Origin of the sequence: Providencia sp. PROV252 (genome assembly GCF_033676005.1) — a bacterium.
Classification (GTDB): domain Bacteria; phylum Pseudomonadota; class Gammaproteobacteria; order Enterobacterales; family Enterobacteriaceae; genus Providencia; species Providencia vermicola.
This window is the reverse complement of record NZ_CP096294.1, coordinates 4,486,276-4,498,682: the sequence shown is the minus strand read 5'-3', so window position 1 is coordinate 4,498,682 and position 12,407 is coordinate 4,486,276. Positions and strand designations below refer to the sequence as shown.

Here is a 12,407-nt window from a genome sequence, read left to right as displayed (position 1 = left end):
GTATAAACGGTTTTTTCAGTCACTAAAAGTTTGCTGAGATGGGCTCCTAAGCCTGACGAGGCGGCCATACCCAGAACAAAAAAGCTCGAGCTGATTAGATTTTTGGAGAATAGACATGTCACGAGTCTGCCAAGTTACCGGCAAGCGTCCAATGAGCGGTAACAACCGTTCACACGCATTAAATGCGACCAAACGTCGTTTTTTGCCAAACCTGCACTCTCACCGTTTCTGGGTTGAGTCTGAGAAACGTTTCGTAACACTGCGTGTATCTGCTAAAGGTATGCGTGTTATCGATAAAAAGGGTATTGATGCTGTTCTTGCTGAACTGCGTACCCGTGGTGAGAAGTACTAAGGAGCTAAAAAATGGCTAAAGGTATTCGCGAGAAAATCAAGCTGGTTTCTTCTGAAGGTACAGGTCACTTCTATACCACTACGAAGAACAAGCGCACAATGCCAGAAAAACTGGAACTGAAAAAATTCGATCCAGTTGTTCGTAAGCATGTGATCTACAAAGAAGCAAAAATCAAATAATTTTGCTTTCTGCGTTAAAAACTCAGCCTAGGCTGAGTTTTTTTTTGCCTAAATTTTAATTGAATGGCGATATGCGCACAGGAGGCTATGACCATTATTCTGAAAGTAGTAACATAGCGAATATTGATTGAATTAATGATGATATTTATTGTCGAATATCTATCGTCTTTTACTTTTTATACATAGACCTGACTAAGAGTGCCTGGTGAAAAAACAGTTTAAAAAAATTCTTGTTATCAAGATGCGGTTTCATGGGGACATGTTGCTGACAACGCCAGTTATCAGTTCATTAAAACACCAATATCCTGATGCTGAAATTGATGTTTTGCTTTATCAGGATACGCTCCCTATCCTATCTGAAAACAGCGAAATTAATGCGCTATATGGGATGGCAAATAAAAAAAGTAGTGGGATAAGTAAAGCGTGCAATTTTATTAAATTGCTTTTAGTGCTGCGTAAAAATAAATACGATTTGGTTGTTAATTTAGCAGATCAGTGGATGGTAAGTTTACTGGTGCGTTCAATTCCTGCGGGAACAAAAATTTCGCACCAGTTTAGTCATCGTGATTCTAAATATTGGCGTAACAGCTTCACGCATTTAACTATCCCCGAAGGGGAGCATGTTGTTTTAAATAATTTATCTGTGCTTAAACCGTTAGAATTAAAAGAACTTAAAACAAATCTAACGATGTCTTACACAGCGGATGATTGGAAAAATATTGACCAAAGGCTATTAGACTTAGGCGTGCATAGCAGCTATGTGGTTATTCAGCCAACAGCGCGGCAAATTTTTAAGTGCTGGGATGATGAGAAATTCTCTGAAGTCATTGATGCATTGCAATCGCGTGGTTACCAAGTGGTATTAACTTCTGGGCCAAGCAAGGAAGATCTTGAATGTGTCAATAATATTGCGAATGGTTGCCGAACAAAGCCAGTGACTGAATTAGCGGGTAAAACGACGTTTCCTGAACTTGGCGCATTGATTGCCCATGCTGCATTATTTATTGGTGTAGATTCAGCACCGATGCATATAGCCGCAGCTGTAAATACACCAATTGTGTGTCTTTTTGGCGCAACTAATCACATATTTTGGCGCCCATGGACGGATAATGCAGTACAATTTTGGGCGGGTGATTACGAAGCAATGCCACCACGGGATGAATTGGATAGAAATAAAAAATATCTTTCGATTATTCCTGCCTCAGATGTGATTAAAGCAACGGAAAAATTGTTGCCAATGAATATCCGTTCCATGATGACAAGGTATTAATATGAAATTGGCATTTTGCTTGTATAAATACTTCCCTTTTGGTGGTTTACAGCGCGATTTTTTGCGCATTGCGACAGAATGCCAATCACGGGGTCATCATATTCGAGTGTATACCCAATCATGGGAAGGCGAAAAACCTGATGGGTTTGAGGTTGTCATTGTCCCCGTGTCTTCAAGCACCAATCATGGTCGAAATGCACAATATTGTGACTGGGTACTCGCAAATATTAAGCAGCACCCTGTTGACCGTATTGTTGGCTTTAATAAGATGCCTGGTTTGGATGTTTATTATGCTGCGGATGTGTGTTATGCACAGAAAGTTGCTGAAGAAAAAGGTTTTTTCTATAAACTGACACCACGTTATAAGCATTATGCGGCATTCGAAAAAGCCGTTTTTGATGTGGATAAACCCACACAACTATTAATGTTAACACCACATCAAATCAAACATTTCAAAAAGCACTACCAAACTGAAGATGTGCGTTTCCATATGTTGCCACCAGGTATTGCTTTGGATCGTAAATACGATAAGCAAATTACTGATGCAAAACGGATTTATCGCCAAAAGAACCAAATCCCAGAATCTGCGTTTTTGCTATTGCAAGTAGGCTCTGACTTTAAGCGTAAAGGTGTTGACCGTACGTTAAGGGCTCTTGCTGCACTACCAGAGAACATCAAGAAAAACACATTGCTGATGGTGGTAGGCCAAGATAAACCGTCAAAATACCAGCAGTTAGCACAATCATTAGGTATTAGCCAGCAGGTATCTTTCTTTAGTGGGCGTAATGATATTGCAGAATTAATGGCTGCGGCCGATATCTTAATGCACCCTGCGTACCAAGAAGCTGCGGGTATTGTCTTATTGGAAGCGATTACTGCGGGCTTACCTATTATTGTTACTGAAGTGTGTGGTTACGCCTCGTTTATTCAAAAAGCGCAATGTGGAGTCGTTATTAACGAACCTTTTGAGCAATCAGAACTCAATTATGCGTTACAAAATGGTTTAGAAGAGACAGAAAAGCGCATGACGTGGGTTAAAAATGCCCAAAAGTTTGCAGATACGGAAGACTTATATAGTCTACCGCAAAAGGCAGCTGATATTATTTTAGGATGCCAAAATGATTGAATTAAAATCACCTTTTGATGAGCTTTGGAAAAATAAAGATCCATTTATTGAAGCGGATAAACTGCAAGGTGAGGTTTTTCGTGCATTAGAGACCCGAAAAACGCTACGTTTTGAGGTTGAAAGTCGTAGTTATTTTATCAAAATTCATTATGGTACAACCTTAAAAGAAGTCCTGAAAAATCTGATTTCTTTTCGGTTGCCTGTTTTAGGTGCAGATAGAGAATGGAATGCGATTCATCGGCTTACACAAGTGGGTGTCGATACGATGAATGGACGTGCCTTTGGGCAAAAAGGGGTAAATCCGCTGCGTCGCCATTCATTTATTATTACAGAAGACTTAACGCCAACCATTAGCTTGGAAGATTATTGTGCAAATTGGTTAAATGAGCCCCCGTTATTTCGTACGAAACAAATGATTATTCGCCGAGTTGCTGACATGGTTCGTGGTATGCATAAAGCGGGTATTAATCATCGTGACTGTTATATTTGCCATTTTCTACTCCATTTACCTTTCACCGAAAATGAAGGTGATTTAAAAATATCCGTGATTGATTTGCACCGCGCACAACTGAGAAAATCAGTCCCAATGCGTTGGCGTGACAAAGATTTAATTGGCCTCTATTATTCTTCGCTAAATATTGGGCTTACCCAACGTGATATTTTTCGTTTTATGAAGATTTATTTTTCCTTACCATTAAAAGAAATTTTAAAAAAAGAGCAAGCACTTATTGGAAAAGTCAGTCGTAAAGCTGAAAAGATAAAAGAACGTACGATTAGAAAGTCATTGTAAATACAATCGAAATTAGAGAGATAGAATAATGTTCTTCAATAAGGAAAATGCAGTTACAAAACAGATTGATTTATCATCATCTGATACGGTTATTGGTGATGATAGCTTGCATGTTTCGTATGGTATTGACCGTAATTTTTTATATGGTTGTGGGATTTCCATCGCATCATTATTAAAAGCAAATTCTGATATTTCATTCTCATTTCATGTTTTTACAGACTATTTTGATGATGAACAATCTCGATTGTTTAAGGCGCTTGCAGAACAATACAAAACTAGTATTAAAATATATCTTATTGATTGTGAACAACTAAGATCATTACCGAGTACTAAGAACTGGTCCTATGCTACCTATTTTAGGTTTATTATTGCGGATTATTTTTCGAATCAATTAGAACGGATGATCTACATGGATGCGGATATTATGTGCCAAGGCTCATTGAAACCGCTATTAGATATTCAGTTTGAACAAGATGAGATTGCAGCAGTAGTACCAGAAAGAGACAAGGTATGGTGGCAAAAGCGGGCCGATGCTTTAGGGATCCCAAGTATTGCTTCTGGCTATTTTAATGCAGGTTTTTTGGTTCTTAATTTAGTCAATTGGTCAAAATTTGATATATCGACTAAGGCAATGGAATTACTTTCTCAAGAGACCGTTAAAGCGAAACTATCTTATCTCGATCAGGATATTTTAAATATGCTCTTAACAGAGAAAGTTATTTATCTTGATGGGAAATATAACACCCAATACAGCATCAACTATGAGCTACAAAAAGGTAAAAAAGAAAATCCAATAACATCTGATACTGTTTTGATCCATTATATTGGACCGACTAAGCCTTGGCATGAATGGGCCAATTACCCCACTGCTCAGCCTTTTATAGATGCAAAAAATGCATCTCCATGGAAAGATATTCCCTTATTAAAAGCGAAGAGTAGTAATCATTTACGCTATTGTGCCAAGCATTTAAGCTATCAGAAAAGATATTTTGCATGTATCAAAAATTATCTAAAATATTTACTAAAAAAGGTAGTTTGATAATATTCATTAGCTATATGTAATTTCTATGTTAGGTGACAATATGAGTTTTAGTGAATTTAAATATAAAATAAAATCAATAATTCAGCAGACTAATATGCTAAAACTAGCTAGTTACGAGGAAGGAGAGAGTATTAATTCAGTATGTCTGATTTTGATTAATGTTGGAATTGGTGATGCAATAATGGCAACCTCATTTATTCATGAACTAAAAAAGTTAAATAAGAGCATAGATGTTATTATTGCTAAAAAAAACTTTGACATATTCACTAATAATAAAGATGTGAGAAATGTACTTTGCATTGATGAAAAAAAAACAAATCAGCAAAAATATGATTTAGTTGTGGATCCTTATAGTCACTGTGGATGGTTTTTTTCTTATAGATATTATAAACTATTAAGTGAAATGAAGTATAAGTATTTGAGTGGTTTTAATGTTAAAAATCCAAGTAAATATAGTGATAATTTTCTTTCAGAAAATGATATTCATATAACTGATTATTATAATCATGTTTTAAAAAAATTCTTTAATAGTAAAATTGAAGGGCAATATATTGTTAACATACCAGATGGTGAAATAAAAAAAGCCCATGAACTACTAGGTAATATTCCAACGTCAGATTTAAAAATTGCATTTTGCCCATTCGCATCAACCCTAGAAAGAAGTTTTAGTGATGAGCAAGTTAATGCAGTTTTAGGTAAGTTAAAAAAAGAAAAGAATATAAGTATTATTATACTCTGCGAAGAACACAGAGTGAAAAATATTAATATTGATGAAAATGTTTACTTTTTTAAAACAGAGAGCTTTATTTCATCTGCTGCAATATTAAGTCTTTGTGATTTTTGTATTTCTTCAGATACATCTTTTGTTCATTTAGCAAATAGCAAGGATATTCCTTTGCTAGCATTTTATAGTTCAGTATTTAATGATGGGTTCAACACGGATTTTTTATGTGCTCCAAACTATGCTAAGTCCTGAGAGATCCCCTCATAATTTCCCCAAAGCGTAACCATGTGTGAATAAATTTTGAGCTAGTAGGGTTGCAGCCACGAGTAAGTCTTCCCTTGTTATTGTGTAGCCAGAATGCCGCAAAACTTCCATGCCTAAGCGAACTGTTGAGAGTACGTTTCGATTTCTGACTGTGTTAGCCTGGAAGTGCTTGTCCCAACCTTGTTTCTGAGCATGAACGCCCGCAAGCCAACATGTTAGTTGAAGCATCAGGGCGATTAGCAGCATGATATCAAAACGCTCTGAGCTGCTCGTTCGGCTATGGCGTAGGCCTAGTCCGTAGGCAGGACTTTTCAAGTCTCGGAAGGTTTCTTCAATCTGCATTCGCTTCGAATAGATATTAACAAGTTGTTTGGGTGTTCGAATTTCAACAGGTAAGTTAGTTGCTAGAACCCATGGCTCCTTTGCCGACGCTGAGTAGATTTTAGGTGACGGGTGGTGACAATGAGTCCGTGTCGAGCGCTGATTTTTTCGGCCTTTAGAGCGAGATTTATACAATAGAATTTGGCATGAGATTGGATTGCTTTTAGTCAGCCTCTTATAGCCTAAAGTCTTTGAGTGACTAGATGACATATCATGTAAGTTGCTGATAGGTTTCCAGTTTTCCGCTCCTAGGTCTGCATATTGTACTTTTCCTCTTACTCGACTTAACCAGTACCAACCCAGCTTCTCAACGGATTTATACCATGGCACTTTAAAGCCAGCATCACTGACAATGAGCGGTGTGGTGTTACTCGGTAGAATGCTCGCAAGGTCGGCTAGAAATTGGTCATGAGCTTTCTTTGAACATTGCTCTGAAAGCGGGAACGCTTTCTCATAAAGAGTAACAGAACGACCGTGTAGTGCGACTGAAGCTCGCAATACCATAAGTCGTTTTTGCTCACGAATATCAGACCAGTCAACAAGTACAATGGGCATCGTATTGCCCGAACAGATAAAGCTAGCATGCCAACGGTATACAGCGAGTCGCTCTTTGTGGAGGTGACGATTACCTAACAATCGGTCGATTCGTTTGATGTTATGTTTTGTTCTCGCTTTGGTTGGCAGGTTACGGCCAAGTTCGGTAAGAGTGAGAGTTTTACAGTCAAGTAATGCGTGGCAAGCCAACGTTAAGCTGTTGAGTCGTTTTAAGTGTAATTCGGGGCAGAATTGGTAAAGAGAGTCGTGTAAAATATCGAGTTCGCACATCTTGTTGTCTGATTATTGATTTTTCGCGAAACCATTTGATCATATGACAAGATGTGTATCCACCTTAACTTAATGATTTTTACCAAAATCATTAGGGGATTCATCAGTGCTAAGTCTAAACAAATAGTAGAGTCAACAGGAATTAGTAATCTTAATGTGAGTGATATAGTTAATGCTATTTTACACGAATTAAAACTCTTAGATAAAGTTGGAGGAGACAATGAATAATCATATATTTATTGTATGCTCACCTTTGCAATTAAGTATAGTCTCAAAAATAAAAAAAGAATTTAGTGTTTTTGATAATGAATTTCATGTTTTGTATCTCAAAGCAAATTCTATAATTAATAATGGGATAAGGAAAAATATTCTTACTGAATATGATTCCTACTTAATTTCTGGGATGGATTATGGGATATTTAATTTCAAGCATATCATGAGATTTATTTCCAAAATAAAAAATGGAAACCTTTTTGTGTATCTTGCAAATGCAAATGATTTAACTATTCATTATATATTGTCAAATATAAAAAGTGATTTTATTATTAGAACATTTGATGATGGAATATTAAATATCAATACAATTAAAAATATTGATTTGGAATTAAAGGAAAAAAGAAAAATAAAACATAAATTAACTAAACTATTTTATCAAAATAACTATAGTATAAAGAGAATAATTAATGAGAGTGATGTTCATTATACTATTTTAGATAATAATAGAAAATTAAATGTTAAATCTAAATTGGTGAAGATTAATTTGTTTGATTTTGATTTTAAAAATAACGTTCAGAAAGAAAATATTAACATATTTATAGGGTCAAAATTTAAGGATATACTGAGAGATAAAAATGAAGAAAATTTTAATTTATTACTTGGTAAAATAAGAGAATTGTCAAGGCAGTACCCTAATATTATTTATCTTAGACATCCGAGAGAAAATTTAATTGACGCATTTTCTATGATAGAAAAAAGTGTGGATACGATATCTGAAGATTTTATTATAAAACTTATTAGTGATGGGCACTCAGTTAATTTAATTGGATTTGCTAGCACATGCCAGCTAAACTTAATGAAAATGAATAATGTAAAAATAACTTTGTTAAGGACTAATTTAATTAGGGAGGATATATTTGAATCATTTTTATTATTTGATTTGTCTAGGGAACTTATCATAATTGATCTTGATTGAAAATTGCCTATTAACATTAATAGGCAAAATAGGGAATTCTAAGCTATTTTTCACTCACATCAATGGGTAAGTCAGTATCCCCATTTCTTAGTCTCTCAAATTGTTGTTCAAAATTATATCCATCATTGTCTTTTTGTTCTGTAAATAGGCTGTAATTAGGCTGAATCTTACTATTTTTGATATTCAGCCAATTTGCTATACCTTGTATAAATAATTTTCCTGATTTTTTTGTTTTTATATATTCCTTTTTGGAGCTATCAGAGTTGAATACCATTAATGGAGTTCTTAGAACTTGAGTAGATGAATTACTTAAGTTTAATTTTATTTCATCATCAATCATGGTATGCGAAACACCATGGTCTGCAAAGTATAACATTGAAAAACTACGATTATTTTCTTTTTCTTGTATTTTTAATATATTATAAATTGATTCAAGGATATTGTCTGTTTTTTCGATACTTGAGACATAACATGAGATATTCGTATATTTTTTATCTTTAGTGACATATTTATTTTCATAATCTTCAATACGTGCACAAGCATCAGGGTGAGAACCATATAAATGGATGACAAATAACCGTTTTTGATTCTTATTTACTTTTTCTTCTAATTCATCTTTAAACATATTTACTAAGCTAAAGTCACTTGAATCGTTGGAGTTAAAGGCCCCCATCTTGTTGAACTTTTTAACATCACTCCTTTTGGCGATAAACGTTATTGGTGTATCAAATTCACCAAGAAAACCTTGATTTGAGATCCAGTAAACTTTATAGCCAGCTGATTTTGCTAAATCAACAAAATTTTGCCCATAGTTGGGTTCCCAGCTTTCTGTACTTGATTGTGTTAACATTACGCGTAACGAAGAAACGGTATTGGTTCCACCAGAAGTTAATCCTTCAACTATTATACCATTAGTTTTATTGATAAATGGGGTGTTATCTATTGGGTACCCATAAGCGCTCATATAATCTCGGCGAACACTCTCGCCGATAACTAAAACATAGTCATCATATTGAGTCCTATCCTTTATTAATGTTGATTTTCCCCATTCACTATTTTTAGTGAACTCACTGAGGCTATCAACTTCCTTTTTTACATTTAGTGTTGATTGATACATATTATCAAAAAGTTTAAAAGGAGACTGGTTAATCAATGCAAGAATAGCTAAGCAAACAAGTAGTGTTCTATTTTTATAAAAGTATATTCCATTCTTAACGGTTATCTTTCGATAGAAAATAAACCCAGCTACAATCACTATCGAAAAAAGATAATTTTTTATCGGAATTTAAGTGAAAAATTCTTTGGACTCTATCGCATCTGTAGCAATAACAGATGAAATATATTGATAAGTAGGCTCACCGAAGTTTAAGCCAATAGGCGTGTATATAGCATTAACCAATACAATTGGAAATCCTATGTACCAGTAAGATTTATTTGAAGAGCTTAATATAATAATTAAAAAACAAACTAACGTTATTTCCCTTACTGTAGGGTGTGCATTCCCCGAGCCTAGTAACATAAGTTTAGCTATAGAGGCTAGGATAATTAAGGAAAATAAAACCAATAAGGTTTTTTTTAACTCTGGTTTTTGTATCATAGAGCAGCCATGTGATTAAAAATAAAACTGTTATACTCGTTAGTCATTGAGCTTATTGTATTTCTATAGAGTATGTTTTGTATAATGCTTTACTTCGTGATTATAAAGGAAAACTAAAGTATTTACACGAGTAAAAGGGGACTACTTAGAGTTATGGGTATTGTGTTTACTAATGAATAAAGGTGAGCTTCAATTTGTTAACAACGGGGGAATGATAGTTATTATCATTTAGTGCATTGGTTCTATGATGTTTTCCGTGAAAAGAATAAAGTGTAAAACTACGTGAATAACCTAAAATCAAACCAAGAATAGTTTATACTATTGATGATACTTATAGAAAGTGGCGTTAAAGTTAAAATGGTAAAAAGCTTGCAATGGGAACATATGATGTTAAGTAATGAGATGATAAAATCAAAAATAGAAATAAGCTCAGATACCAACATCAGTGATGGAGACTTTTTTCATATCGCTTATGGTGTAGATGAAAATTTTTTATACGGTGTAGGTACTTCAATATCCTCAATTCTTATCTATAACACTGAACGTCGTTTTCATTTCCATGTTTTTATTGATAAATTAAAAAATGAATTGCTTTTTCATCGCTTGATTGAAGGAACGCAACATAGGTTAACTATTTATTTGATTGATAACGAAAAATTTCAATCATTACCTTTGCCATCGAAAGGCTGGAGCTCTGCAATCTATTTTCGCCTGATCATTATCTCTTATTTAGCAGGAAAAAGTATCAATAAGTTATTGTACTTAGATGCAGATATTATCTGTAAAGGTAATCTATCTTATCTTGATTCATTAGAGTTTAACGAAAATATTTTTTTGTACGCGGTAAAAGATAAGTTTTGTAGCCAGAAAAAAACATTGCCAATGAATATGTCAATGTATTTTAACTCTGGCTTTTTATATATGTCAGTAAAAAAATTAGCTGAATATAATATTCCAAATAAAGTGATTGAGTTAGTTAGTGATAATGATTTTAGTCACCCAGACCAAGATGCCTTGAATATTTTATTAAATACGAAGCTAGTTAATATTAGTGAGAATTTTAATTATATGTTCTCTTTAGACTGGTATATAGGGAAAAAATCCAGCATCCCTAAAATAACTCAAGATGTTGTTTTTATTCACTTTGTTGGCTTGACTAAACCATTTCATGAGTGGGCAAGATTTTATGAGGAATATGCTTTTTTTGAAGAGGCAAGGCGCCAGTCTCCATGGAAAGACATCGATTTAATAAAGCCAAAAGGGTATAAACAGTTATCAAGAAAGAAATCACATTTAAGGAAGAATGGAGATTATTTAGGTTTTCTGTCTACAACATTTAAGTATTTAGTTAAAAAGATATTTTGATTTTAAAACCCTGTTTATTTACGTTTATACGGGGCCTTTCTTTACTTGATTAGTATTTTTCGAATAAAAATAGCCGTTAAAATATTATATAAAATAAAGATATCGATAAAAATAAATTCAAATAGACAATAAACTAAAAAGTAGCCGATAGATGAAACAAATATCCCAACATTAAAAATATCTTTTTCAACTTGAATACTTTTAAATAAGTCTCTCATATTGATGGCAAATGTTACCAAAAACAGAACTAATCCAATTAGGCCTATATTATAGCTAATATTTAGAAAGAAAGGTTCATCATTGTTGTAAAATGACTCTTTTTTACTTCTAGAATACCCCATTCCACCACTGAATTTTGGGGCATTATTATCAAATAAAAACTGATTATAAGCGACTGAACCATAGCCCGCTCCCATCAATTGATATGAGAGATTTTGAGTAAAAATTGGATATCGAGTATCAATGATTTTACCTCGAGATGAAGTGATGTCTGACGCATATAGAGATTGGTTTATTTTATTTTTTACTTGCGGGATGTAATGATAAGAGGCGAAAATAACTACTATTGCTAAAACACCAAAACTCACAATATTAACAATGAGTTTTTTGTAGTTTGAGGATAAAATAAACAAAATAATAGCAGCTTCAATAATAACAGAGAGGAAACCTCCTCGGCTACCAGTATACAATATGAACAAGAAGGCCAATACAGAAAGAAGTAGCATAGAGGCTTTTAATATTCTTTGTTTGAATAGAAATAAGGCGCTGAAAGTAAAGGGAAATAAGAGTGTCATATAATGTGCGAAACCATATCTAAGTTGTAAGTAGAGAGGTAAAGCACTATTTTTAAACTGTTTTAGAATTGGAATAAAAAATATTATAAAGGCCAATGTGGCAATGAGTGCATAACAGATTGTTTTTTTTGATTTATCACCATCGCTTTTAAATACGAGAAGAAAGAAAGTAATAATAAAAACATATCGCCAATCATCAAAGAATGCTTTGATGGCCTCTTGAGTGAAGCCTGAATAAGTAAAAAATATAGCGCAAAATAGCCCCCAGCCACCAAATAAAAAAAGCATCTTTCTTGCCTTAATTAGAGCGAGAAGGTCAGTTTTGATATTAACTCTATTCTTTAAAAGTGTGAAAGTTGTATATAAAAAAAGCAAGACAACTGAGACATTTAATACCCCCTGCGTATCGTTGGTAAACATTCCCAGTGTGACTAAAAATAGTAATAAAAAAGGAAATTGGTGGAGGAGAAAGCTGTTTATTTTCACGAAATTGCCTTTATTGTCTT

Annotated in this window: 13 protein-coding genes; 9 read left to right on the top strand and 4 right to left on the bottom strand. The window is 34.0% G+C overall.

The window, feature by feature from the left end; genetic code table 11:
- Window positions 1-115: 115 nt before the first annotated feature.
- The 7 genes from rpmB (at window position 116) to M1F05_RS20880 (ending at window position 5,735) form a co-directional block, all read left to right on the top strand.
- On the top strand, window positions 116-352 hold the full coding sequence (gene rpmB / locus M1F05_RS20910) for a 50S ribosomal protein L28 (RefSeq protein ID WP_004265123.1): 237 nt from the start codon (window positions 116-118) through the stop codon (window positions 350-352).
- Between the two features lie 11 nt (window positions 353-363).
- On the top strand, window positions 364-531 hold the full coding sequence (gene rpmG / locus M1F05_RS20905; RefSeq protein WP_004265124.1) for a 50S ribosomal protein L33: 168 nt from the start codon (window positions 364-366) through the stop codon (window positions 529-531).
- Window positions 532-736: 205 nt separating this feature from the next.
- Window positions 737-1,801: a lipopolysaccharide core heptosyltransferase RfaQ gene (gene rfaQ, locus M1F05_RS20900; RefSeq protein WP_206085716.1), complete on the top strand. Its 1,065-nt coding sequence runs from the start codon at window positions 737-739 to the stop codon at window positions 1,799-1,801.
- Window position 1,802: 1 nt separating this feature from the next.
- Window positions 1,803-2,927: a glycosyltransferase family 4 protein gene (locus M1F05_RS20895; RefSeq protein ID WP_206085717.1), complete on the top strand. Its 1,125-nt coding sequence runs from the start codon at window positions 1,803-1,805 to the stop codon at window positions 2,925-2,927.
- Entirely contained in the window at window positions 2,920-3,717 is a 798-nt protein-coding gene (gene rfaP / locus M1F05_RS20890; RefSeq protein WP_206085719.1) for a lipopolysaccharide core heptose(I) kinase RfaP, read from the top strand. Before M1F05_RS20895 ends, rfaP begins: the two co-directional genes overlap by 8 nt.
- A gap of 28 nt (window positions 3,718-3,745) precedes the next feature.
- Entirely contained in the window at window positions 3,746-4,756 is a 1,011-nt protein-coding gene (waaO, locus tag M1F05_RS20885; protein WP_206085742.1) for a lipopolysaccharide 3-alpha-galactosyltransferase, read from the top strand.
- 43 nt (window positions 4,757-4,799) lie between these two features.
- Entirely contained in the window at window positions 4,800-5,735 is a 936-nt protein-coding gene (locus tag M1F05_RS20880; protein WP_318825961.1) for a glycosyltransferase family 9 protein, read from the top strand.
- Between the two features lie 9 nt (window positions 5,736-5,744).
- Here the strand turns inward: M1F05_RS20880 and M1F05_RS20875 are convergent, their stop codons facing one another.
- The gene (locus M1F05_RS20875; protein WP_001339197.1) at window positions 5,745-6,953 is read right to left on the bottom strand and encodes an IS4-like element ISVsa5 family transposase; all 1,209 of its coding nucleotides are present in this window, start codon (window positions 6,951-6,953) and stop codon (window positions 5,745-5,747) included.
- Between the two features lie 220 nt (window positions 6,954-7,173).
- Here M1F05_RS20875 and M1F05_RS20870 point away from each other — a divergent pair, with 220 nt between their 5' ends.
- A complete protein-coding gene (locus tag M1F05_RS20870) occupies window positions 7,174-8,145 on the top strand; it encodes a glycosyltransferase family 52 (protein ID WP_206085745.1) in 972 nt (323 codons plus the stop codon).
- Between the two features lie 43 nt (window positions 8,146-8,188).
- Here M1F05_RS20870 and M1F05_RS20865 read toward each other — a convergent pair whose 3' ends face one another.
- Together M1F05_RS20865 and M1F05_RS20860 are read right to left on the bottom strand one after the other, a co-directional pair.
- Window positions 8,189-9,298 (bottom strand): phosphoethanolamine transferase, encoded by a 1,110-nt coding sequence (locus M1F05_RS20865; protein WP_318825960.1) that lies wholly within the window; start codon window positions 9,296-9,298, stop codon window positions 8,189-8,191.
- A gap of 132 nt (window positions 9,299-9,430) precedes the next feature.
- Window positions 9,431-9,742: a hypothetical protein gene (locus M1F05_RS20860; RefSeq protein WP_318825959.1), complete on the bottom strand. Its 312-nt coding sequence runs from the start codon at window positions 9,740-9,742 to the stop codon at window positions 9,431-9,433.
- Between the two features lie 324 nt (window positions 9,743-10,066).
- Between M1F05_RS20860 and M1F05_RS20855 the strand changes: the two genes are divergently transcribed.
- Window positions 10,067-11,107, top strand: a complete 1,041-nt coding sequence (locus tag M1F05_RS20855) for a glycosyltransferase (RefSeq protein WP_272516350.1) — start codon at window positions 10,067-10,069, stop codon at window positions 11,105-11,107.
- 41 nt (window positions 11,108-11,148) lie between these two features.
- On the opposite strand, the gene M1F05_RS20850 is transcribed toward M1F05_RS20855, so the two are convergent.
- Complete coding sequence (locus tag M1F05_RS20850; protein ID WP_206085751.1) at window positions 11,149-12,387, bottom strand: O-antigen ligase family protein; 1,239 nt, start codon at window positions 12,385-12,387, stop codon at window positions 11,149-11,151.
- Window positions 12,388-12,407: the final 20 nt, after the last annotated feature.